This is a genomic window from Nostoc sp. FACHB-888, from assembly GCF_014696655.1.
In the GTDB taxonomy this organism is placed as follows: domain Bacteria; phylum Cyanobacteriota; class Cyanobacteriia; order Cyanobacteriales; family Nostocaceae; genus Nostoc.
The window spans coordinates 33,402-56,281 of the sequence record NZ_JACJQM010000013.1 but is presented as its reverse complement, the minus strand read 5'-3'; the positions used below and the strand labels follow the sequence as shown (position 1 = coordinate 56,281).

Sequence of the window (22,880 nt, the reverse complement as noted above, 5' to 3'; positions counted from 1 at the left end):
GTCTCGTAGAGAAGCGCCTATGCGTTAACTTAGACAGAATAGTGACGCATGATAATATAGGCGATCGCTGGGATAAAGCTAACATTCATGATTTTCGCGGAACCTTTGGTGGTTATGTGCGCGAAAGGGTAGATGTACAAATTCTACAGCCCCAAAAAAGTGCTTCTATCTCAACACCAGCAAGCATTTCACCCCGCTAATTCACCAATTGCCATCCGCGCAATCTTTGAAATACTTACAAAAGGTGAGTTTCAACTTTTAAGGTTTTCCGGCACTCTTTCCAAACAAATTCTCTAATGCTATGATGGCTCTAGAATCGCGCAACCGCACCTTGAAAACTAAATATAGCTTGGCTTTCAGGCTCCCGCTATTGCAATTAATCAAAATCCCTATTAGGGATTGAAACTTAAGTAACCACCTGTTGACAGGTAAATAAAACTATTGCAATTAATCAAAATCCCTATTAGGGATTGAAACCACTCACGGTAATAAAGAAGATAGATCAAGCAGTGGAATTGCAATTAATCAAAATCCCTATTAGGGATTGAAACCGGGCTACCCATTGGCATCTGGCAACTCTTGAAGCATTGCAATTAATCAAAATCCCTATTAGGGATTGAAACGTGGTAGTGCTGGTGAGTGCGGTATGGAAGACCACAAATTGCAATTAATCAAAATCCCTATTAGGGATTGAAACGCGTAACTCTTATTTTCCAGATGAATGTTAAAATACTCTCCAATGAAGCAACTTCAGACACGTAATCTCGACTATTTTATTGCGAGTTGATACATGAGATGACTCAGGAAGAATGGACTGCGGTCGATGATTACTTTACCGATTTGCTTGTGCCGCCCGATCCTGTGCTGGATGTAGCTCTCCAGACCAGCGCCGCAGCCGGACTGCCACCGCATAACGTTTCACCAAACCAGGGCAAACTGCTGCTGCTGTTGGCGCAAATCCAAGAGGCGCGAACCATCCTAGAGATTGGCACGCTAGGCGGCTACAGTACTATCTGGCTAGCACGGGCGTTACCCAGCGACGGCCGTCTGATTACGCTTGAAGCTAACCCAAAGCACGCCGAAGTCGCCCGTGCCAACATCGCCCACGCTGGTCTATCCGACATTGTTGACCTGCGCCTCGGACAGGCACTCTCTACGCTGCCAGATATCGCCGCAGAGGGTCATACATTTGACCTGATTTTTATTGACGCAGATAAACCAAACAATCCAGATTACTTGACATGGGCGCTCAAGCTTTCCCGTCGCGGCAGCCTGATCATCGCCGATAATGTTGTGCGTAACGGAGCAGTGGTTGATGCCACTAGTAACGATCCTAATGTCCAAGGGGTGCGTCGCTTCAACGAACAGCTTGCCTCTGAGCGACGCCTCAGCGCTACGGCGATCCAGACTGTAGGCAGCAAAGGATACGACGGGTTTGCGATCGCAATAGTAAACCAAAAATAGCAAAAGATTGTTATTTGCTCAGTCTTGGGAACGATTTTGAGGGAACAGGTAGGCGATCGCAGCATAACCCGAAACACTGAGTAAACTAACTAAAAAAGCAGCCAGAACAAAAGGAGACATACAAAATTATACCCAAATGCCAAATCAACATATTCAATGCAATTCCAAAATCTTGGCATCTATTCAAAAAATAAGATTTTGGATACCTTCAAATTAGCAATTAGGTATGACACAACCGTGACTAGCTTATGTCAATCCTTTGTATCTCCAGATTTTGACTCAACTTAAGCCAAAGGCAGAAAAAACCGAAACGTACTGCCAACTCCCAACTCGCTTTCTACCTGAATCTCACCGCCTTGTAATTCAATCAAACGATGGGAAATAGTTAAGCCAACACCAGTACCTCCCGAATGGCGATCGCGTGATTGGTCGGCTCGCCAGAAGCGTTCAAACACATGGGGCAAATTTTCTGGAGCGATACCAATACCTGTATCTATAACCGCAATCCAGAGTCGAAATGCTTCAGTTCCAACACGAATGGTAATTGAACCTTCGTTAGTGTAACGCACTGCATTACCTAGCAAATTAACCAACACCTGTTCTGTCCGGTCAATATCTGCCAACACAGGAGGTAGCACAGATGGACATTGTAAGAGCAGAACTGGCCCATCTTCCAACAGTTGGTCGGTGAATTTCTCCACTAATGACTCTAACAACGGACGCAGATTTACCCGTTGTATATTAATTGGCAAATAACCAGCTTCTGCCTTAGACAGTTCTTGTAAATCGTTCACCAACCGCTCTAAACGCCTAGTTTCTTTAGCTAAACGCCGATAAATTTCAGGAGACGCTTCAATTTCCCCATCAGCCAATTCTTCCAAGTAACCGCGCACAACTGTTAATGGTGTCCGTAGTTCATGGGTCATGTCTCCAATCACTTCTTGCCGCCGCGCTTCTACTCCTTCTAAACTGGCTGCCATTCGGTTGAAACTAGCACCCAGTCTATTAAGTTCTGGAATGTCAGACAGAGGTAATCGTGCATCCATCTGACCAGCAGCAAATTTTTGGGTGATTTGTTCCATCTCCGTCAAGCGTTGCATAATTCGTCTGGACACCCAGTAACTCAATCCTCCAGCTGCGGTGCTACCAACTAAGACTGACCAAATAGTGCTTCGCTGCCAAGCAAATTCAAATCCTGTAACCAATTTAGTACGAACATTGATTAAGTTGAACCCCTGATTTTCTAATCGTTCCAAATGCAAGATAAACAAGTGGGGGGAAGAGATTTTGCTGATGCTTACTAGACTAGCTACCCCCACAATCATTACTACTAAATGGGAGAAAAATAAGCGCTCTCTCAGCCCCATCTTCATAACATTTACGCTACCAGAGGATCTTCAAATTTATAGCCAACCCCAACAACAGTTTTAATAAAAGTAGGATTTGCCGAATCAGGCTCAATCTTTTTTCGCAACCGAGCTACATGAGTATCTACTACTCGTTCATCGCCAAAAAAGTTATCTCCCCAAAGTTTATCAATTAGTTGAGTGCGGTTCCAAACTCGACCAGGATTGCTGACAAATGTAGTTAGCAAGTTAAATTCTAGGGTAGTTAAGTCCAAAACTTCAACCTCTTGAGAATTCAGCTGACGACTAGCAGTGCGCTGCTCTACATTGACAATAAAGTGTTGCGTACGATTGACTTGATGTTGTCCCCCTTGCCGGAGGCTACGCCGCAATAGTGCCCGCACTCTAGCTACCAATTCTCTGGGGCTAAAAGGTTTGACCATGTAATCGTCAGCACCTGTAGACAAACCAATCACGCGATCAATTTCCTCACCCTTAGCCGTGAGCATCAAAATGTAAGGATCTTTTGCACCTGGTTTCTGGCGAATTCTGGCACAAACCTCCAACCCATCCAAACCAGGAATCATTAAATCTAGAATGATTAAATCAGGTAGTTGCTCCTGAAACATCTGCAAGGCATTCACACCATCGCGGCTAATGCGACAAAAAAATCCTTCTTTTTCTAAAGATAGTTGGATTAAATGAGCAATTTCTGGTTCATCTTCAACTATTAAAATGTCCATTTCAATTAATAAAAATACAAACTGTTGGTATCACAGCTTACTAAGTTTTTCGCAAACTCAAACTTAATATTTTGTTATATATTGCAAAAAAAATCAATATTGTTGTTATGCAATATTTTTACAAAATGTTAAGGTCATTTCATGAAATATTTGCTAATCTTTGTGGCTTATGGATTGTATTTAAGACTACAAATTCACTTAATGCAAATATCCTCCGAAAGTTAGATGGAAAGGGTAGTCATTAATTAGTTTATTACTTTGTATGGAAATGAATTGCATCATACCGCCTAAGGATGTAAGTCCAAGAATTAAGCCTGTTTTACCCTCAATACTCACCAGCTTTTGCTATTTAGATTAGATTAACCTCCAATTTAAGGCTGAAAGGGTGCTGATTCAATTGCAAAAAGTTGCTGGCTCATTAGAACTAGCAACTTGGATTAGCGTTTAAGGAGATGTAATTAAATTGCATGGCCACAAAATATCCTAAATTTAACCAGGATCTCGCACAAGACCCGACTACACGTCGGATCTGGTACGCGATGGCTACAGGAAATGATTTTGAAAGCCATGATGGCATGACCGAGGAAAATCTTTACCAAAAGATTTTCGCTACTCACTTTGGTCACGTGGCAATCATTTTTCTGTGGGCATCTAGTCTATTGTTCCACGTAGCCTGGCAAGGTAATTTTGAACAGTGGATTAAAGATCCCCTTCATATTCGTCCCATTGCCCACGCGATTTGGGACCCTCATTTTGGTAAACCAGCAATAGAAGCTTTTACCCAAGGGGGCGCTAACCATCCTGTTAACATTGCTTACTCTGGTGTCTACCACTGGTGGTACACCATTGGGATGCGGACAAACAGTGACCTTTACCAGGGTTCAGTGTTCTTGTTGCTGTTAGCAGCGTTATTTTTGTTTGCTGGTTGGCTGCACTTGCAACCCAAGTACCGTCCTAGCTTGGCTTGGTTCAAGAGTGCTGAACCTCGCCTGAATCACCACCTAGCAGGTTTGTTTGGTGTTAGTTCTCTGGCTTGGGCCGGACACCTTGTTCACGTTGCTATTCCCGAATCTCGCGGTGTTCATGTTGGTTGGGAAAATTTCCTGACTACCTTACCTCATCCAGCAGGTTTAGCACCTTTTTGGAGAGGGGATTGGGGTGTTTACGCGCAGAGTCCTGATACAGCAGGGCATTTGTTTGGCACATCTCAAGGCGCAGGGACGGCAATACTGACTTTTTTGGGCGGTTTTCATCCCCAAACTGAATCGCTATGGCTGACCGATATGGCTCATCACCATTTAGCGATCGCAGTTATCTTCATTGTCGCTGGTCACCAGTACCGGACTAACTTCGGCATTGGTCACAGCATCAAAGAGATGCTCAACGCCAGAAATTTCTTTGGTGTCCAAACTGAAGGTCAGTTTAACTTACCACACCAAGGCCTGTACGACACCTACAACAACTCCCTGCACTTCCAGTTGTCCATACACCTGGCAGCGTTAGGTACTGCATTATCATTGGTAGCGCAACACATGTATTCGCTGCCTCCTTACGCCTTCATGGCTAAGGACTACACCACACAGGCGGCGCTGTATACCCATCACCAGTACATTGCTGGCTTCCTGATGATTGGTGCGTTTGCCCATGCTGGCATCTTCTGGGTTCGAGATTATGACCCCGAGCAGAACAAAGGTAACGTACTTGAGCGTGTCCTTCAGCATAAAGAAGCGATTATTTCACACTTGAGTTGGGTGTCGCTATTCTTAGGTTTCCACACCCTCGGTCTGTACGTCCACAACGACGTTGTTGTTGCCTTTGGCACTCCTGAAAAGCAAATTTTGATTGAGCCAGTATTTGCTCAATTCATCCAATCTGCTCACGGGAAACTGATGTATGGGATGGATACTTTATTATCTAACCCAGATAGTATCGCCTACACAGCTTGGCCCAACTACGGTAACGTCTGGTTACCAGGCTGGACAGAAGCAATCAACTCTGGCACTAACTCCCTGTTCTTGACGATTGGGCCTGGTGATTTTCTGGTTCATCATGCGATCGCTTTAGGTTTGCACACCACCACGTTAATTTGTGTCAAGGGCGCATTGGATGCCCGTGGTACCAAATTGATGCCTGATAAAAAGGACTTCGGCTATACCTTCCCCTGCGATGGGCCTGGTAGGGGCGGTACTTGCCAAACTTCCTCTTGGGAACAGTCTTTTTATCTCGCTATGTTCTGGATGCTGAATCTCCTTGGTTGGGTAACTTTCTATTGGCACTGGAAGCATCTAGGTGTTTGGCAAGGTAACGTCGCTCAATTCAATGAGAATTCCACATACCTGATGGGTTGGTTCCGTGATTACCTCTGGGCTAACTCCGCTCAGTTAATTAACGGTTATAACCCCTACGGCACAAACAATTTGTCTGTCTGGGCTTGGATGTTCCTCTTTGGACACTTGGTTTGGGCAACTGGTTTCATGTTCTTGATTGCCTGGCGTGGGTACTGGCAAGAGTTAATTGAAACCTTAGTTTGGGCACACGAACGCACTCCTTTGGCTAACTTAGTTCGCTGGAAAGATAAGCCTGTTGCTCTGTCTATTGTCCAGGGTTGGTTAGTAGGTCTAGCTCACTTCACAGTTGGCTACATCCTTACCTATGGAGCATTCCTCATAGCCTCAACCGCTAGTAAATTTGGTTGAACATTTTTAAATCCTCTGACTTAGCCATCTCCCCCTCTTACCTAACGGTATAGAGGGGGATTTTTGTATATTCAAATGAAGGCTGATGACCGTTAACAGTTAACGTTTAATGCACTATTTTAGCCTTGCCACGCTACTACGGGTATTTCAAAAATCAAATCAAATATAATTCCTATATAGCAAGTTCCCATTCAAATGCGGTACAACCTTATACTCCGAAGTCTAAAGGCACAGCAGTGCTGTGCCCCTACGGATGTACCTCACGTAAACGAGAAACGCTATAGTTACTTTAGGTACTAGTATTTGATTCTTCACCTGGCCGTTCAGTAGCAGGAGGATACTTGACACTTTCTTCGACTCTATGGACTTCTGTGTTGGTTTGCTCCTCAGACAGGAGATCATCAGGGTTTAATGATTCATCAGCAGCATCATCAATTACTCCATTAGCATTAATATTGGGTTTATTGGAAGTGCTTTTATGGCTTGCATGTCCACCAGGCATAACTATTACCTCTCATTTTTATAACTAAACATCTCCAGCCTAAACTCTTTTCTTTAGCGAAATCACTATCAGAAGGCTTATAGCAGAACTATCAAAATCCAGTCTGGAGTTATATAGATTTCTCATAAAGGCACAGCAATGCTTATTGGTGTCAACTTAAGCAAAAAGAAACCGTAAAATGTAATTTAAGAACATCAATCAAGATGTTCTTAAATTACATCATGAGTAGAAAACGCCCAGCCCGAACAGGAAACCCAGACCTGCGGCAACAAAAACATCTACCAGCGCCGCCAATAGAAGAAATCGAAAAACAACTAAGCTATCGCCCATCTAAGTTGCACATTTTTCTGTGTTGACTGTTGACTGCTGACAGTTAACAGTCAACAAACCTGATGAGTTATTTCTTATGCCAAACTGACTTCTAGGGTATAAGAAAAATCAGGACTAGAACTGTTACCAGAGAAAATTCCGCCATCTTCAGGCAAGAAAGCAAATTTACTCACTGAAACGGAGTACGTACCTGCGCTTAGTGAAGTGGTGATTAATGACTCCAAGTCACGGGCATTATCATCGTTACTTTCTAATAAAGTTCCAGCACTGTTAAACAGGCCAAGAACTGTATCTCCAGATGTCAGCGTACTGATAGTGACAGTTGCTGAATTTGCTAAAGAAAATGTAAAAAAGTCGAAATCGGAATTATCCCCTGGTTGAACTGTTCCCAACTGGGCTGAGAGATTAATGTTTGAGCCTGATGATAAGGAACCTAATCCTTCAGCGCTGTTTAGTGAGTTGTTTGTACCTTCTCCAGCATTTTCTCGCTCATAAAAAAGGAAGTCATCACTATCAAGTCTGAGATTGGTTTTCTCTTGCAGAATACCTATGATCTCATCTTGCTCTCCTCCCGGTTTGTCTAACAATAATCGTGTGTTATTTCCAATAACTTGCAGGCGGTAGTCCTGTGGAGCTCCTTTGAGTTCAATTTGATCTTGGCTAGAGTCGAAGTCAGTAATACTAGCCAAGTCGCCAAAACCAGGACTTGCAGTGTTGTTATCGTCGTAGAAAACATTCACTATGTCCCCTAGGATAAATCTATCTACCCCAGCCCCGCCAGTAAAGTTATCAGTTTCTCCTAATCCAGGTGGAAGCGGACTACCAGGGAAAACACCGATGAGGATGTCGTTTCCAGACCCTCCATTGAGTACCTCATTGCCTGGCCCGCCCTGTAGGCTATCATTGCCGTCGCCACCATTGAGGATGTCATTGCCATTACTACCATCTAAAGTATCATTACCTCCTCCGCCATTCAAAGTGTTGTTAGAAGTATTACCAAAGATAAAGTTGCTAAGATTGTTACCTGTTCCGGTGATGTTGCCACCTTCCCTCAGCGTCAGGTTCTCTAGATTGGCGCGTAGTGTGTAGGTGACAGAAGACCGAACGGTATCTGTGCCTGAATTCGCAGCCTCTGTAATAGTGTCGGTAGTACTGTCAATGAGGTAAGTGTCGTCGCCTGCTCCCCCATTCAAAGTGTCAGTACCCAAGCCCCCATCAAGTGTGTCATTGCCATTATTACCAAACAATTGGTTATTTTGGTTATCACCAACAATGGTGTCATTTGCATTTGTGCCTTTGACATTGTCAAAGTTGACTGCGGTAAATGACAATGATCCCAAACCAGGAACGTTATTGGCAGCCAAACTTTGGGTTCTTAAATTAACACTGATAGCTACCCCAGGCAAAGATTGGGATGCATCTATAGTGTTGTTGGCAACATTAGCATCAGCAATAACTCTTTCTACTCTAAACAGTTGGTCTTGCCCCAATCCACCAGCTTTTTGAATGGTTCCGACACCTGACAAGGTAATGGTTTGACCTAGTTGACTGTAGTCTGCGGTATCATTGCCATCTCCGCCATTAATGCTGTCGTTACCCCTACTGCCTCTGAAGGTGTCATTACCTGCATCACCGATTAGAGTGTCGTTTCCCGTGCCTCCATCAAGTGTGTCATTGCCTGCACCACCGATTAGACTGTCATTCGCTGTTCCACCAGCGAGGGAATCGTTACCAGCTGCACCATTCAAGGTGTCGTTACCAGAGGTACTATTGGCATTACTACCAACAGCCCAACCAACTATCGTGTCATTTCCCGAAGTCCCAGAGAGATTGTCGGCACTTGTATTGCCAAAAATAAATGCCATATTATTTATCCTGATTTTCTCACTAATATGTTAAGTTCAGCCTCAGTCAAAGAACTATTCATCAGTTCAATGCAGATTAACGCAGTTTGTAATAATTTGTAATATGTTTGTAGAATTTAATTTCGATATTATTTTCAAGAATACTAACTTTTGAGTAAATGTTGCGATATATTTCAGATCAGGTAGTACTGTCATTAAGTTAGATTTCAATATCAAATTGTTTGGTAAAAAAGTATTTTCTTATTAAAGAAGCGCTAATTTCAGATTTATCAAATTTTTCAACATTACCGTAAACCAGATTTACCAACAGACTTTGATTTAGGACTTACGCATGAGTTACTGAATAACGTAGACGCTTCGGCTTGCCGCAGGCTACCGCAGAGGCACAGAGAAGCCAGTGCGCCCTTGCGGTTCCCCGACTTGTACTCCTACGGGGAAGCAAGCTACGCTCTTAGCGTTCCCGCAGCGTAGCAACTGGCGCTGCACGGAGAAATTAGAGTTTGAGAGATATTTTGCGTAAGTCCTATGATTAAATGCCTCTGCATTACGAAGAAGGGCATCTGGTAATAGATTTGTTTTTATCTTTCAAGTTAATGTGAATTAGTATTTTGTTATTTTTATCCAGCAAAAGCAGTTTATATCTGTAAATGGCTAGAAATCCATGCTTACCAGCCAGCGATCGCTAGAATAAAAAGACCAAGGTATAGGAATTACGAATTACAAATTATGCGTAGCGATACTAGTGTTATTTGCCTGAAAATGAAGATGAAAATTAGTAAAAAATCCCTCAGAAGAAAGCCAATTCTTCCAGAGCTTGCGGCATTCATGCTGCAAATCTATGAATTCTTTATCTGAGATATTGCTATGAAATTCAGCTACTTTCTCTGCAATATATGGTATTTCTTTCTCATCTATCCAGACGCAATACTTTTTCCAGTCAATAACAGAATCGTAAGGTAAAACGCAGTCTGTATCGATAAAAACTGGAATCCGACCACAACTGAGGGTTTCATATAGTCGAATGGAATAGTTTGCAGAGCCGCGACAACACAAATTGTAGTCGCTCTCGACCATATTTTTCACAAATTCAGCACGAGTCTTTTGTCTTTTATCTGGGTCTTGTGTAGTTAGATATACTGATTGTGATCCTTCTGTGATAATAAAGTTTGTATTCACTAATGATGGGCTGTCTGCAAGTATTCTCATAGCTTGATTACGCAGAATTTTTCCCTTGTAAGGCGAAACTCCAAGCTTTAATGATTTACTTAACATCAATCCGTGATATGTAAATGCTTTCAGTTTAAGATCCCAAGAATCTGGTTGTGCTAAACCACAAAATCCAACAACAGGTTTAGCAGATTTCTGCCTGATAGAAATTAGACCTCCCAAATATTCTTTAACATAATCTTCCACTAAAGCAGGAATAATAATATCCTTTTGCCTCTTTTGGGAGCGATATACCGCAGGCCGGATTATTGTTGCATTTTTTATAGGTACTTTTTCGGCACAACAATCGCCCGCGAAAAAAACAACTATTTCTTTGCCGATATTAGCTACTTTTTCGGCAAATTGCATAGATATATCTTGTGCTTGTTTATTAACTTTATCTCTCCAGCTTTCTCCTCTGATCGCTCTCCAGTTTGCAGGCATAATTGCTAAGTCAGCTTCCTTTAAAGAAGTCATGTTAAAAAGGGAATTACCGACCTCTATATAATTGTGATGAATTCTATTCCAAGGGTATTTTTGATTAGGAATAAATTCTTTCCAAAAGGGATAAAGCATTGGAACTGCTCTTATTCCATTAGAAAGATAATTCTTATCAGAATAGATATTTAATTTCATATTTTTATATGAGTTTGATTATTTCAAACATTTAGAGGTTAGTGTATCATAGACGCGCTTAAAGGATGTTTTAAAAGTGGAGCTATTATAAAAAAGCTTATAAGGCTTATATTTACTGTGCCGGTGTAGGAGTGACTGCTTCTGTGGGAGTTGGTGTAGGGGTGATTGGTGTAGGAGTGACTGTTTCTATGGGAGTTGATGTAGGGGTGGGAGTTGGTGTAGGAGTGACTGTTTCTATGGGAGTTGGTGTAGGAGTGGAAATTGGGGTGGGATTTTCTGCTGTAATGGTGAGTTGATAATCTACTGGTTTCGATGTTGTAGAAACCACGGAAAACTCGTAAAATCCGTTTTCGGGTAATTTAGTTGACAAACTACGCTGGGTAGAATCTTCCAAAAATCGAATTTTGCCAGAAGGTGAATAGACTGATAACAATACTTGGGAATTTGCTTGTAGCTTCAATTCTAGAGATTGGTCTTTGGCAAGTCCAGCAATGAATACTTTACCACCACCAGGTTGGAGAGTACCACTGACTGTTTTGCTAGTAGCGCCCGGATCAAAGACAAGCTTTTGGAAAGCGCTACCGACGAGGATAGCACTGAGTTTATCGTTAACAAATCCGTACCAAACTTGTCCAATGGGCTGATCTTGGGAATTTTTACCGCGCTGTTCAGGGAATACACTTAAGAAGGCGGCATCTCCCAAATCATATAAAGAACGACTACCAACGTTGATTTTGTTGACTTCCACTTTCCAGCGATCGCGTTCAGCATTTGTGTAAGTTCCAAGCTGTCGGCGTGTATTAGCACTTAGTGGCGCTAGTTTTTCTAGCAATTCTGAGGCTGTTTTATCCCATTCTGCCCGCAAACCCTCATCTTCAGGGCCATCGCTGAGAGTGCGTCCCCGTAAACTGGGATTTCTGTCCCAAAAAACTTGATTCACTAAGTTAATGTAAAATCTCTCATCAATACCCAACTGTTGACGGCGATCGCTTAATTTTTCTTTACGCTGCCGTTCTGCTGGTGAATATTGCGCTAAAGGATCGGTTGGTTGATCATTCGTTGGAACTGGGCTACCTGTAGGATTAGGTTGGACTTCCCCGACATCTCGGCTGCTATTCACTCCCCACCAGATTAATCCAACAGTACCAGCTACGATCGCGGCCACTAGGAAGATTTTTGTTGGTGTCCACCAGGAGGGAGGTGGAGATGAAGGATATGAGGGGGATGGGGGAGGTGGAGAGACGGCGACGGTGGCGGATGTAGGTTGTGGTGGGGTGGGATATTGAGTTGGGGGAAAGTTAGCTGGAGGCGGGTTCAGAACCTCGAGTATTTGACGGGCTGATTGATAGCGATCGCTTGGCCTGGCAGATAGCATTTTATCTAATACCTGTGCCAAAATTGGACTCAGGCTTACTTCGCGTCGCCATTGCCAGGTAAGATTGTAGGTATCAATTAATTCTTGGGGCTGTTTTCCTGTCAGCAAAACCAACATTGTTGCGGCCATCGCATACAAGTCACTGTGGGGAGATACCAACCCAGTTTGCATCTGTTCTGGAGGAGCAAATCCTATCTTCCCCAATAGAGTTGGTGATGGCGAAGATGCAACTACGCCGGGTTGATAATATTGGGAAGCAACGGTTGCTACTACTTGTTTGACACCGCCAAAATCAATTAACACTGGCAGTTTGTCAACAGTGCGAAGCATTAAGTTATCGGGAGATATATCTCGATGAATAACGCCTATGGAATGGATATACTCTAAGACTGGTAAAATTTGCTGCAACAATTGGCGTATTTCCGTCTCTGTAAAACGCAAACCCTGCTGTAAGCGGGCATTTAACAAAGAATTGTAAGTTTCTCCTTCTACATAATCTTGCACCAAAAACAGATATTCTTTGCCCCCTAAGTTCATGCGAAGCAGTTCTCGGAAGCGGGGAATTTGGGGATGTTGCAGTTTATAAAGAACACTTGCTTCTCTCTTAAAGAGTTCTTCAGCTTTTTCGACAACGTAGGGGGTTTGAACTTGGGGAGAAAATTCCTTTAAAACACAAAGTTCGCGGAAACGGTTGACATCTTCAGCTAAATAAGTGCGTCCAAAGCCACCCTGGCCAATTTGACGCACAATCACATAACGATCGCTTAAAGTTAGTCCCGGTTGGATACTAGAACTCATGGGCGTATCCAACAACTTTTCACCACACTGGAGACAAAAGCGACTACCTGGGGAATTTTCATGTCCTTGAGAACAATATATTTTAGTCATTAGTTATTAGTCATTAGTCATTTGTTATTAGTTATTCTTCCCCAGTCCCCAATTCCCTTACTTGCCAGATTGTACTTTACTGACTTGATCAGCTGCGATCGCATACCAAATTTGACCAAAAGTCTGTTGATTGAGTTTCCAACGCTGCTGATCAGAAAACAACCGATCAAATTTTTCATTTGTGTATTTGTTCAGCTGATCAATTGTATAGTTCCCCAGCTGCCCTGATCGTGCTTGTCGTCTCCATGTTTCGTAATCTTTTTGGCTGTATTTACCCAATTTCTGACGAGCTGCTGTACTTAGGTTAGCCTGTTCTATTTTATTCAACAAATCGTTAGCAATACCAGACCATTCATCTCGTAAACCAGCGTCTTCAGATTTAGATGTGAGGCTACGTCCCTTTAGTTCTGGATTTTTTGTATAAAATAAATTATCTACGAAAGGAATAAAAAATCCTTCAGTAATTTCTAGCTGTTGGCGACGACTGACTATTTCCTGGAGATCACTATTTTTTCCTTTATCGCTGACTGGTTTACCAATCGGATTTGGAAATTCTGGAATTTGCGGTAATGAAATTGACGGAATAGTGATTGAAGTTACACTCCGAATGACTGCATTTACCACCGCCCAAGCACCTGCGCCAGTTAAAACAACTACAGCCGTCCCGCCGAGACTCATCACAAAAGGGCGAATCCAAACAGGCAAAGTTCTTGGTTTTGCAATCGCTTGGGTTTTATTCTGGAATCTACTCATAACAGCGCTGGCGCGTTGTCTTCCCGGAGCAACTACCATCGTCTTGAGCTTGGTGGTAATATAATTACCTGCGGATTTAGTTGCAGTTGGCGATGGTAAATCTTTGAGGATTTGTTCGGCTCGTTGGTAGCGATCGCTCGGTTTATAAGCCAGCATCCTTTTTAACACCGCTTCCAGTTGGGGACTAACTCGAATTTCCTTTCTCCATCCCCAAATTCCCTGATAGCTGTCGTATAATTTTTGCGGTTCTTTCCCTGTAAGTAACACCAGTGATGTTACCGCTAAAGAATATAAATCACTACTAAAAAATGCTTTTCCCTGCCGTAGCTGTTCTTCTGGAGCGTAGCCTTTTTTACCCAGTAAAGTATTATTTTCAGCTAGCTTAGTCCGCCAAAAACCTTGAGAAGCTGGCAATTGCTTGACACCACCAAAATCAATCAGCACTGGTAGATTATCAGAACGCCGCCAAATCAAATTGTCGGGTGAGATATCACGGTGAACTACATCTTGTGAGTGGATGTAGGATAACACAGGTAAAATCTGTTGCAAAAGGGTGATTACTTCCTCTTCACTGAAAGTCTTTCCTTGACTCTCGCGTTGTTCTAATAGTTGGTAGTAATTATCACCATCCACATAATCTTGCACTAGAAAGAAAAAATCTTTAGCGCCTATCTTCACTTGTAGCGAGGCGTGAAAACGCGGAATTTGTGGATGCTGAAGTTTTTTTAGAACATTTGCTTCTCGCTCAAATAACTCTTTAGCTTTTTGTAAATCTTGATGTTCTTGTACTTGGGGTGCAAATTCCTTCAGCACACAGGTTTGATGGGATTTATTTATATCCTCCGCCAAATAGGTGCGTCCAAAGCCGCCTTGTCCTAAATGACGAATAATTTGATAGCGATTATCCACCACCTGTCCCACAGCAAGAGGTAATGGCTCACCACAATGGGTACAAAAGCGGTTATTACCATTATTTGTGTGTTGTTTACTGCAATAGAGCTGCATGGTGCCCAAGGATAGATTAAGGTTTTATTGATTAACTACAACGCGCATACCCTTATTTTCGGATATCCTACGAATTACGAATTACGTTAGCGTAGCGACTCTGCGTACTTCTGCAAAGAAGCAAGTTACGCCTAGCGTCTTGCAGAGAGCGTCATTACGAATTATTTTAACGGTGTTGGTTCTACTTCAGGATAAAAACAAGCGTCATGAACCGCAAGCTACGACAACAGCGAACAATTAAAGCATTTGAAGATTTTTTGTCTACCCCCCTAGAAACGATACTGCAACGGCATCTCAACACTCAAAGTTCGGCAGCTTTAACTTTATTTCACGATGTGGCGGCTAATGTACCTGCCTACAAAGCTTTTTTAGCAGAGAGGGAAATTAATCCCGCAACTATTCAAACCTTAGAGGAGTTTCAAAAATTACCAGCGATCGCTAAACAAAATTATATACTGCGTTACCCTTTAGCTGACTTGTGCCGCAACGGACAATTAGAAGCGTGCGACATGATAGCTGCTTCATCAGGTTCCAGTGGGAAACCCACATTTTGGCCTCGTTTTTTCACAGATGAACTCCAAATCACCACACGCTTTGAACAGATTTTTCACGATAGTTTTCATGCAGATACTAGACGTACTTTAGCTGTGATTTGTTTCAGTTTGGGCACTTGGGTAGGTGGAATATTCACCACTAATTGCTGTCGTTATCTTGCTAGCAAAGGTTATCCCATCACTGTAATTACTCCTGGTAACAACAAAGAAGAAATCTTGCGAGTTGTGCAAGAACTAGGTTCAGCATTTGAACAAGTAGTGTTATTGGGATACCCACCATTTTTAAAAGATGTGATTGATACTGGTATCGCTCGTGGTGTAGAGTGGCAGCAATATCAGATTAAGTTAGTGATGGCGGGAGAAGTATTTAGTGAAGAATGGCGGAGTTTAGTTGGCGAAAGAATTGGTTCACAAAATCCTTGCTATGATTTTGCATCACTTTACGGCACTGCGGATGCAGGAGTTTTGGGTAATGAAACACCCTTAAGTATCTGCATCCGCCGTTTTTTGGCACAAAATCCCGATGCAGCTAGAGCTTTATTTGGGGAATCGCGTTTACCTACACTAGTACAATATGATCCCTTCACTCGCTTTTTTGAAGTTCAAGATGGCGGATTGTTGTTTTCTGGAGATAACGGTATTCCCTTAGTGCGTTATGACATCTTAGATACTGGCGGAATAATTAGCTATGATGCCATGCTGCAATTTTTAGCAAAATGGGAATTTAATCCCCTCGAAAATCTTCGTTGTGATACTCAAAACTCACCTAGAGGTATTCATCAACTACCTTTCGTTTATGTCTTCGGCCGTTCTAACTTTACAGTTTCTTACTTTGGCGCAAATATCTATCCAGAAAATGTGACGGTGGGATTAGAGCAACCAGTAATTCAAGAATGGGTGACAGGTAAATTTGTATTGCAGGTAAAGGAAGATGCTGATAAGAACCGATTTTTATCTGTGGTTGTAGAGTTAGCACCAGGGGTAGAGGGTAGTGAAGATCAAAAACAAGCGATCGCATCTTCCATTCTTTCACAACTGCTACGCCTAAATAGCGAGTTTGCTAATTATGTTCCCCCAGAATATCAAACACCACAAGTTACATTAGCCCCAATGGGTGATTCCGAATATTTTCCCATTGGAGTGAAGCATCGTTATACCCGTCAGAGGTAGTTTTTCGCTCTCTTCCATGTGCAATGGTTTGCAGTATAAGTAATTATTTATTAACAACTCAGAGAACAGTAGCACTGATACCGCATACAAAAATATCTACACAGGTTTCAATATAGTCATCACAGCTATAGCTGCCTTGATTGAATTTTGCACTGCGGCATAGCATTCCAGCTAACAGCATTCCTGTAAACATATCGACTGCTGGAAAAGGATCAAGGTTTGCTTTAACAGTGCCTCGTTTCTGACTCGATTGCAGATAAGCTACCAGTTTTTCCTCTAAGGGCTTGGCAGCTTCTTGAATCACTTGTTTCGCTGCCTCCGGATGGCGTTTGGCTTCTCCAATGAAGGTACGAATTAAGTCTTCCTGTGCCTCAAGCATAGTATTGTAAAGAATGGCATACTGTTTTAAATCAATTTTTAGATTCTGCGTCCAGGCTTCGGAGTGTGCAAGAGCCTCTGTCTGAAGCGCTAAAGCATTTTTGATTACTGCTCCCAAAAGTTGTTCTTTGCTAGCAAAGTGGCGAAATAAAGTTACCTCATTCACACCAGCAACACGAGCTATTTCACGGGTAGTTGCTCCTTGAACACCTAAACTGGCAAATACTCGCGAGGCGGCTTCTATCAAACGTGTACGGGTGAGAGTTGATGAACGGATAATTTTATTCATTTATGATGGCAAGTACTTACTTACATCATAGGTTATATAGAAAAAGTTGTTGCAACTTGGGTAAAATTGATCTTGATACCAGCATTCTTATATATGCTCAAATTTATATCGGTGCAATAGCTAATATTTTGCTCATTTTAGTAACTGCAACAACTACCCCACTTCTTAAATAATGAGGCTCTCTTTGGATAACAGTAAATCCTAGTCGTAAATAAAACCCTTCGGCATAAAGGCTAGCAGTTGTAATTACCTTATCTATACCTTGATCAATAGCTTCATCGCAAAAATGTTGAACTAAGATACGCCCGATCCCTTGACCTTGATATTTAGGATGAACATATAGACCGATTAGTTCATCAACAATAAAACTAGCAAAACCTATAACAGCATCTCCCTTGATCGCAACCCTGCAAGTTTCCACTTTCATACTCTTCAAGATATTTGAACCATCAGGTTTGTTGCGGTAATTACGCCAAACTAAAAGTTCTTTTTGGGTATAGAAAGTTGGAGGTAAAGCTTTAATAGCAGCAATATGAATTGCACTCAGTGCCCATGCATCTGTTTCCTGGGCAGGCCGAAGAAATATTTTGTTAGCACTCATAAGTTCAGGACTGGCATTCAGATTATATGCCTGTTTGACTTTCTTATACAAAGATATCAACTTTGGTTATAAGAAATTTTAGTTGCATAGGTCTAGCCCATCATAGACATCGCAACACATCAACTAGCCAAATTCTCAACTGCTTTGGCGATCTTAGCAATTTACAATTGTGTCACAACTCGCTGGACAATTTGCCGTCTGATTTCTTGAAAATTTTGGCTCGCATTTGTAACACGAGCAAGTACAGCCGCAGGGGCAGTTTGGGGAGAACCACTATTAAAAGGGGGTTGGGGATTGTATTCAATTTTTAGTTGAATTTCTTGGGCGATCGCTTCCCCGAATAACTCAGCAGCTAAAGCTAGCCCAAAATCAATGCCTGCTGTCACACCGCCGCCTGTAATTCGATTGCGATCAACGACAACTCTTTGTGCAACTGTCTCAACTCCCAATATCTCAAGTAAATCTAATGATAGCCAGTGAGTAGTGGCGCGATAGCCCTGAAGTAACCCCGCCCCCGCCAGTAACAAAGAGCCAGTGCATACAGCTGTAACGTAGCGGGCTTGTTTCCCTTGAGTTTTTAAGAAGTCGAGAAACTTTTCATCTTCCATTTTGGCATTGATACCTGGGCCTCCTGGCACAAATAACACATCTAAAGCTGGGGCTTGAGCAAAGGTTGTGTCAGGTAGAAAGGTAAGTCCGCAATCGCTCCGAATCGGTTCGAGTGTTTCCGCCAGCAGGTATAATTGCACGTTTGGCAATTTTGCAAAGACTTCATAGGGCCCCGTGAAATCCAACTGCGTCACATTTGGGAACAACACTATCCCAATAGATAGAGAAGAAACTTGTTCTGTTGCAATCATTATTTATGTCCTTATTAACGAAAATCCTGATTTTATCGCTCTCTTAACTTGCCCAATAGTATAACCACTGACTTATAAGTTACATCAATAGCATCGGGCAAATCTATAACAAATTTAAATTTACATTAAATCTATCGACAAACCGTATATTATGAATAAAGCAATAAAATAACCTACTTCAAAAGGCATATTTTGAATTAATCAAGCGATATATTGTGATATTTAGCTAATTTTGTGTTTTTTATTTAAATATCTTTTTAAAGCTTGTTAATTCAAGTATTTACCAAGCTGGAAGCCATTAGAGAGTCAAAAGGAGTGAATGTGATCAACGCCATACAGATTAACGAAAACTTAGCGACAACAGGACAAGTTATACCAAAACAGCTTGAGCAAGCTATCCAAGAAGGTTTTAAATCTGTTTTAAATCTGCGATCGCCTGATGAGCTAGGATTTTCCCAGGATGAGCAAAAAGTAGCGGAAGCATTGGGGTTGCATTACACAAATGTCCCACTCAAGGTAGATTTAAAAAATTTGAATGAAGAGGCGATTACCAAAATCCTCACGACACTAGAACAAATTCCTAAACCAGTAGTTGTGCATTGTGCAGCCGGGATGCGATCGACTGGAATTGCGCTTTTAAGTATTGCTATCCAGGAAGGATTAACACCAGAGGAAACCTTAGCAAGAGCTAAGAATCTGGGTTTTGGATTCTTTGAACACGCTGGCGTTAGTCCCCGACTGAAGCAATTATTTGTGGACTACGTTAACAAACACGCGAAAGTAGCCGTCCCTAGTTACTGAAACAGCAATACAGTTCAGTTAAGGCTAAAAGCTAAAACTAGTGTAGGTTGGGTTGAGCGACAGCTCAACCCAACAAAGCCTTGACGGGGCGACAAGAATGGTAAAAGTGTTACAGGCAAAGGGCTTGAAGTAAAAGACCCTCTCAAAAAAACGAAGCTTATTGACAATAACTGTGCAGTTATTTTGAAATGGTATGTTTAGTCTCAATTATTTACCTTTTAACATTTTTGTCTTCCAATGCTTTTACTTTGTCTGACAATGCTAAAATTGTTTTTTGCTGTTCCTGAACAACTTTAGTTAGTATCCCTACAATATCCATAGAACTGAGTCCTTGTCTATCAGGGGTTGCTACAAGCTCTGGAACATCTTCTGCAATGAATCCAATGTGGTGTGTTTTTTCTGTATCAGCTTTGTATTTGAACTTGACAGGGTTCAGGTCTTTTAGTGTCTCAAGTGCTTCTTTACTTGAAAGCTCGGCAATATTTTCCTTCAACTTCTTAGATGAACCCTGGATTAACGTACCACTAATTGAAACATTTCCATTGGGGTTCAAACTCATTACATTGTTATTTGTAAGGTTTGAAAAGAAATTCATTACGCTGTTATTACCAGAACCAACTGCGATATCCCAAAAGGCAAAATTAGCCACATTGAATCGCAATCGGGCAAAATCACCAGCCTGTGTCTGCCTGATCTGAATTTGAGGAAAGTCAAAACTAAGATTATTACTGACAAAAATCCTTTGGCTCTGTTGTGCTTGTGCTGGTTTATCGCTAAGGATTTTTGTGGCTGCTGCTCCAGCAATAAAAGCGCTAGTTGCCCTTAAAATTTGATTCCGAGAGAAGTTATTAGACATATGCTTATAACCAAATGGAATGTAAGGATAAACTAAGTACCTCTAGTAGTTAATCAAGTATAGGACTCACGCAAAAGTACATACTGTAGGGACAATTCATGAATTGCTCCTACTTGAAAATAAGGGTTTCGGTTATTGTTTGCGTAAGTACTGAACTAGACTAACTCTTAAGCATAATATCAATGTACGCGTTAACAGAAGAGAGATATTTACAATACTTACTATAGTACATAAGTAATACACAGCATTTGGGTATTTCAGCCATGTTTAGCATTCAGCGATCGCAATGAATCGTATTGACTGAAACAGATGTACTCAGGTAAGGTGTTACGCATTTAACTTGAACATTTACATAAAGGCTGATGACGGATGAGTGATGAGTGATGACTGTTGACGGTTAACAGTTATCGCCCCATAATAACTGGTGGTTAAAAGCTTTTGCTTGAGAGGTGTGAGGGTGCGATCGCCTTTAGTATAGCCATCAAGCTATGGAGAGGATTAGCACTTATAATAAAATCTAAAAATCTTATCTAAGACTATTGGATTATTTCAGAATACGCGTTACACTATTTCCATGAACCTAAGCTAAGGTTTTTGGAAATTAGTCAATGTCAAAAATTATATACGATCTCATTCAGCGTTTTGAGGTAGAAAACGGGGTTCCCCGTTTGATTTCAACAAACATCCAGGTGATTGAAGGTGGGGAAGATTTAATGTCTTTAGCTACCAGTCTGCTGGATAAACTTGGTTTTTATAACAAGTTTCAGGAAAAACGTACATCTCAATACATAGGTTATAAATTGAAAAATCCAGGAAAAGGAGCTAAACGTTATCAGCTTGTTTTTGCTCAAAGAAAAGAAGGTTTATCCATTTCTATTCCTCAAGAGATATTAGAGCCATATTTACTAAAGCTAAACTTTTCAATCAATTTTTTTACAAAAATGCCTGAATTGAAAAATGTAGTAACAATATTTCATGAAATATCAAAATTTTATTGGATCATACCTAGTAAGAAAAACGCTTTTTTTGATTTAAGCAAAGAGTATAGAGAAACTTTTAAAAACCGAATTGCAGGAGATTTTGAATTAAATTTTGATGGTATAGCTTATAAAGAAGCACAAAATGCTTATTCTGATTCTAAAATTCAGAATATTAATGATATGCAACTCGTTGATATAATACAAAATAAATATATAAGTAAGCATCCACTTTCAAATTCTTTGGATAATAGTGACTGTTGCTTAAACATTGGTAAAGGCGACATAGGTAAAGATAAGCTTTTTAATTATGCATATCAGGTTGCAATAAATTCAAGAGAGGTTTTAGAAGAATTTCTTACTTATTTTGCAAAAATCCTTATGGAGCAACAATAATGTCTGTCAAAGTCAAAAGGCTAGTTAATGCATACGAAGAAAGGATGCTAGAGTTTTTGCAAACTTGTGTAGATGATAGTTATAAAATTCATACACAGGTTAGCTTATGTCAATTTTGCGAACTAGATAACAGCATTGATTGGGAACTAAAAAAATTTTTCTTTAGCTCTAATGTGGATGCATTAATAACAAACCACGATTATAAACCTTGTTTAGTTGTAGATTTTCAGTCTTCATATCATGACTCAGATGAAGCAAGAGAGCGCGATCGCAAAAAAGCAACTTTACTCGCTCTTGCAGAGGTTCCCTTACTTTATTCCCGGGTGAAAGACTTCGGATTACTACATCTTTACTCTCAATCTGAAGAAGTAGTATGTAATTTATTTACAGGAAAGCGACGCGAAAATGCCCAAGCCCTAATTAGAAAGTATTGCGAACAATCTTTTTCTTCTGACGTTCGAGTTACAGCTTGTTAAATCACAAGATATTTGCACGTCAATAGTTATAAATCTCAGCGATGCCTCCGGCTGGAAACTACGCAAAATTAGCATACTATGATATCGCTTTGGCTCGATTAAATTACTATAAAATATAAATAAGGTTTTATATCAAAGGAGTGGTTATCCTTCCAACAGCAGCACAAGCCCTTAAATGTGTCTACCTATGTCAATTATTGACGACTGCCTACAAACCAATTTACATGGTGCGTCTAGATGAGCGCACTGGAAAAATATTCATCTTGGCTGGAGAAGATATAGAAATTCTGATTAGTCTTGATGGCAACTGGGAATATCCATGAGTAAACTAAACTTTGATGCTATGAGCAAGGCAGAATTACGCGCCTACGTCATTGCACACCAAGATGATCATGAGGCTTTTTACGCACTTGCGGATCGTTTGACGGCAAAACCTCCCTCTGCGACTTATCCCGCATCAATGACTCCAGAGGAAATCCACAAGGCAGTATTAGACATTATTCAACAGAAACAGCGTAGGCGCAGCCCGTCATAGACATCGCTAAACTCCGAAAAAACAGCATAAATTATTAACACCCTTGCTCCCAGATAGAACGAAGGTGATACACTACATCCATGCTAGGGGTGCCTATATAACCAGGCTGAGATCACACCCTTAACACCTGAGTCTGGGTAATACCAGCGGAGGGAAGCTGTTTATTGAGGAATTACAA

The 22,880-nt window shown here is 41.3% G+C and carries 21 protein-coding genes, 1 CRISPR repeat array and 1 riboswitch; of the genes, 10 read left to right on the top strand and 11 right to left on the bottom strand.

Annotated elements, in window-relative coordinates; all coding sequences use genetic code 11:
* Positions 1-41: 41 nt before the first annotated feature.
* The gene (locus H6G26_RS10770; RefSeq protein WP_190729243.1) at positions 42-200 is read left to right on the top strand and encodes a hypothetical protein; all 159 of its coding nucleotides are present in this window, start codon (positions 42-44) and stop codon (positions 198-200) included.
* A 169-nt stretch (positions 201-369) separates the two neighbouring features.
* Positions 370-697: a CRISPR direct-repeat array (repeat unit 37 nt; unit sequence ATTGCAATTAATCAAAATCCCTATTAGGGATTGAAAC).
* Positions 698-795: 98 nt separating this feature from the next.
* Positions 796-1,464 carry an O-methyltransferase gene (locus H6G26_RS10765; RefSeq protein WP_190729242.1) on the top strand — a complete coding sequence of 223 codons (669 nt, stop codon included), beginning with the start codon at positions 796-798 and terminating at the stop codon, positions 1,462-1,464.
* A 284-nt stretch (positions 1,465-1,748) separates the two neighbouring features.
* Here H6G26_RS10765 and H6G26_RS10760 read toward each other — a convergent pair whose 3' ends face one another.
* Positions 1,749-2,837, bottom strand: a complete 1,089-nt coding sequence (locus H6G26_RS10760) for a HAMP domain-containing sensor histidine kinase (protein WP_190729241.1) — start codon at positions 2,835-2,837, stop codon at positions 1,749-1,751.
* 5 nt (positions 2,838-2,842) lie between these two features.
* Positions 2,843-3,553, bottom strand: a complete 711-nt coding sequence (locus H6G26_RS10755) for a response regulator transcription factor (RefSeq protein WP_190729240.1) — start codon at positions 3,551-3,553, stop codon at positions 2,843-2,845.
* A gap of 467 nt (positions 3,554-4,020) precedes the next feature.
* On the opposite strand from H6G26_RS10755, the gene psaB reads away from it, so the two are divergent.
* Complete coding sequence (psaB, locus tag H6G26_RS10750; protein ID WP_190729239.1) at positions 4,021-6,249, top strand: photosystem I core protein PsaB; 2,229 nt, start codon at positions 4,021-4,023, stop codon at positions 6,247-6,249.
* Between the two features lie 289 nt (positions 6,250-6,538).
* Here psaB and H6G26_RS10745 read toward each other — a convergent pair whose 3' ends face one another.
* A complete protein-coding gene (locus H6G26_RS10745) occupies positions 6,539-6,751 on the bottom strand; it encodes a hypothetical protein (protein WP_190729238.1) in 213 nt (70 codons plus the stop codon).
* 221 nt (positions 6,752-6,972) lie between these two features.
* Here H6G26_RS10745 and H6G26_RS43740 point away from each other — a divergent pair, with 221 nt between their 5' ends.
* The gene (locus tag H6G26_RS43740; protein ID WP_277883789.1) at positions 6,973-7,107 is read left to right on the top strand and encodes a hypothetical protein; all 135 of its coding nucleotides are present in this window, start codon (positions 6,973-6,975) and stop codon (positions 7,105-7,107) included.
* Positions 7,108-7,155: 48 nt separating this feature from the next.
* On the opposite strand, the gene H6G26_RS43735 is transcribed toward H6G26_RS43740, so the two are convergent.
* From H6G26_RS43735 to H6G26_RS10725, 4 genes are all read right to left on the bottom strand, one after another.
* Complete coding sequence (locus H6G26_RS43735; protein WP_190729237.1) at positions 7,156-8,946, bottom strand: pre-peptidase C-terminal domain-containing protein; 1,791 nt, start codon at positions 8,944-8,946, stop codon at positions 7,156-7,158.
* 717 nt (positions 8,947-9,663) lie between these two features.
* Positions 9,664-10,788 (bottom strand): exostosin family protein, encoded by a 1,125-nt coding sequence (locus H6G26_RS10735; RefSeq protein ID WP_190729236.1) that lies wholly within the window; start codon positions 10,786-10,788, stop codon positions 9,664-9,666.
* A 112-nt stretch (positions 10,789-10,900) separates the two neighbouring features.
* Complete coding sequence (locus H6G26_RS10730) at positions 10,901-13,051, bottom strand: serine/threonine-protein kinase (RefSeq protein WP_190729235.1); 2,151 nt, start codon at positions 13,049-13,051, stop codon at positions 10,901-10,903.
* A gap of 57 nt (positions 13,052-13,108) precedes the next feature.
* A complete protein-coding gene (locus H6G26_RS10725) occupies positions 13,109-14,809 on the bottom strand; it encodes a serine/threonine-protein kinase (RefSeq protein ID WP_190729234.1) in 1,701 nt (566 codons plus the stop codon).
* Between the two features lie 206 nt (positions 14,810-15,015).
* On the opposite strand from H6G26_RS10725, the gene H6G26_RS10720 reads away from it, so the two are divergent.
* A complete protein-coding gene (locus tag H6G26_RS10720; RefSeq protein ID WP_190729233.1) occupies positions 15,016-16,533 on the top strand; it encodes a phenylacetate--CoA ligase family protein in 1,518 nt (505 codons plus the stop codon).
* 58 nt (positions 16,534-16,591) lie between these two features.
* Here H6G26_RS10720 and H6G26_RS10715 read toward each other — a convergent pair whose 3' ends face one another.
* The 3 genes from H6G26_RS10715 to H6G26_RS10705 form a co-directional block, all read right to left on the bottom strand.
* Positions 16,592-17,200, bottom strand: coding sequence for a TetR/AcrR family transcriptional regulator (locus H6G26_RS10715; RefSeq protein ID WP_190729232.1), 609 nt, complete (start codon positions 17,198-17,200; stop codon positions 16,592-16,594).
* Between the two features lie 103 nt (positions 17,201-17,303).
* Positions 17,304-17,852 (bottom strand): GNAT family N-acetyltransferase, encoded by a 549-nt coding sequence (locus H6G26_RS10710; RefSeq protein WP_242053656.1) that lies wholly within the window; start codon positions 17,850-17,852, stop codon positions 17,304-17,306.
* A 110-nt stretch (positions 17,853-17,962) separates the two neighbouring features.
* The gene (locus tag H6G26_RS10705; protein ID WP_190729231.1) at positions 17,963-18,661 is read right to left on the bottom strand and encodes a DJ-1/PfpI family protein; all 699 of its coding nucleotides are present in this window, start codon (positions 18,659-18,661) and stop codon (positions 17,963-17,965) included.
* Positions 18,662-18,982: 321 nt separating this feature from the next.
* On the opposite strand from H6G26_RS10705, the gene H6G26_RS10700 reads away from it, so the two are divergent.
* On the top strand, positions 18,983-19,462 hold the full coding sequence (locus H6G26_RS10700) for a sulfur transferase domain-containing protein (protein ID WP_190729230.1): 480 nt from the start codon (positions 18,983-18,985) through the stop codon (positions 19,460-19,462).
* 211 nt (positions 19,463-19,673) lie between these two features.
* On the opposite strand, the gene H6G26_RS10695 is transcribed toward H6G26_RS10700, so the two are convergent.
* Positions 19,674-20,111: a tail fiber domain-containing protein gene (locus tag H6G26_RS10695; protein ID WP_190729229.1), complete on the bottom strand. Its 438-nt coding sequence runs from the start codon at positions 20,109-20,111 to the stop codon at positions 19,674-19,676.
* 815 nt (positions 20,112-20,926) lie between these two features.
* Here H6G26_RS10695 and H6G26_RS10690 point away from each other — a divergent pair.
* The 4 genes from H6G26_RS10690 (at position 20,927) to H6G26_RS10675 (ending at position 22,702) form a co-directional block, all read left to right on the top strand.
* On the top strand, positions 20,927-21,691 hold the full coding sequence (locus tag H6G26_RS10690; RefSeq protein WP_190729228.1) for a hypothetical protein: 765 nt from the start codon (positions 20,927-20,929) through the stop codon (positions 21,689-21,691).
* Complete coding sequence (locus H6G26_RS10685) at positions 21,691-22,167, top strand: DUF2726 domain-containing protein (RefSeq protein ID WP_190729227.1); 477 nt, start codon at positions 21,691-21,693, stop codon at positions 22,165-22,167. Before H6G26_RS10690 ends, H6G26_RS10685 begins: the two co-directional genes overlap by 1 nt.
* Before the next feature lie 140 nt (positions 22,168-22,307).
* Positions 22,308-22,490: a hypothetical protein gene (locus H6G26_RS10680; RefSeq protein ID WP_190729328.1), complete on the top strand. Its 183-nt coding sequence runs from the start codon at positions 22,308-22,310 to the stop codon at positions 22,488-22,490.
* Positions 22,487-22,702: a hypothetical protein gene (locus H6G26_RS10675; protein ID WP_190729226.1), complete on the top strand. Its 216-nt coding sequence runs from the start codon at positions 22,487-22,489 to the stop codon at positions 22,700-22,702. The genes H6G26_RS10680 and H6G26_RS10675 overlap by 4 nt, the downstream gene beginning before the upstream one ends.
* Positions 22,703-22,777: 75 nt before the next feature.
* Positions 22,778-22,874: riboswitch (TPP riboswitch) on the top strand.
* Positions 22,875-22,880: the final 6 nt, after the last annotated feature.

What these genes read in the sequence shown, in the direction of transcription:
- H6G26_RS10705 (WP_190729231.1), bottom strand. Translation starts at nt 18,661, where the DNA reads ATGATTGCAACAGAACAAGTTTCTTCTCTATCTATTGGGATAGTGTTG.
- H6G26_RS10685 (WP_190729227.1), top strand. Translation starts at nt 21,691, where the DNA reads ATGTCTGTCAAAGTCAAAAGGCTAGTTAATGCATACGAAGAAAGGATG.
- H6G26_RS10725 (WP_190729234.1), bottom strand. Translation starts at nt 14,809, where the DNA reads ATGCAGCTCTATTGCAGTAAACAACACACAAATAATGGTAATAACCGC.
- psaB (WP_190729239.1), top strand. Translation starts at nt 4,021, where the DNA reads ATGGCCACAAAATATCCTAAATTTAACCAGGATCTCGCACAAGACCCG.
- H6G26_RS43735 (WP_190729237.1), bottom strand. Translation starts at nt 8,946, where the DNA reads ATGGCATTTATTTTTGGCAATACAAGTGCCGACAATCTCTCTGGGACT.
- H6G26_RS10760 (WP_190729241.1), bottom strand. Translation starts at nt 2,837, where the DNA reads ATGAAGATGGGGCTGAGAGAGCGCTTATTTTTCTCCCATTTAGTAGTA.
- H6G26_RS10765 (WP_190729242.1), top strand. Translation starts at nt 796, where the DNA reads ATGACTCAGGAAGAATGGACTGCGGTCGATGATTACTTTACCGATTTG.
- H6G26_RS10755 (WP_190729240.1), bottom strand. Translation starts at nt 3,553, where the DNA reads ATGGACATTTTAATAGTTGAAGATGAACCAGAAATTGCTCATTTAATC.
- H6G26_RS10735 (WP_190729236.1), bottom strand. Translation starts at nt 10,788, where the DNA reads ATGAAATTAAATATCTATTCTGATAAGAATTATCTTTCTAATGGAATA.
- H6G26_RS10675 (WP_190729226.1), top strand. Translation starts at nt 22,487, where the DNA reads ATGAGTAAACTAAACTTTGATGCTATGAGCAAGGCAGAATTACGCGCC.
- H6G26_RS10745 (WP_190729238.1), bottom strand. Translation starts at nt 6,751, where the DNA reads ATGCCTGGTGGACATGCAAGCCATAAAAGCACTTCCAATAAACCCAAT.
- H6G26_RS10715 (WP_190729232.1), bottom strand. Translation starts at nt 17,200, where the DNA reads ATGAATAAAATTATCCGTTCATCAACTCTCACCCGTACACGTTTGATA.
- H6G26_RS43740 (WP_277883789.1), top strand. Translation starts at nt 6,973, where the DNA reads ATGAGTAGAAAACGCCCAGCCCGAACAGGAAACCCAGACCTGCGGCAA.
- H6G26_RS10720 (WP_190729233.1), top strand. Translation starts at nt 15,016, where the DNA reads ATGAACCGCAAGCTACGACAACAGCGAACAATTAAAGCATTTGAAGAT.
- H6G26_RS10730 (WP_190729235.1), bottom strand. Translation starts at nt 13,051, where the DNA reads ATGACTAAAATATATTGTTCTCAAGGACATGAAAATTCCCCAGGTAGT.
- H6G26_RS10690 (WP_190729228.1), top strand. Translation starts at nt 20,927, where the DNA reads ATGTCAAAAATTATATACGATCTCATTCAGCGTTTTGAGGTAGAAAAC.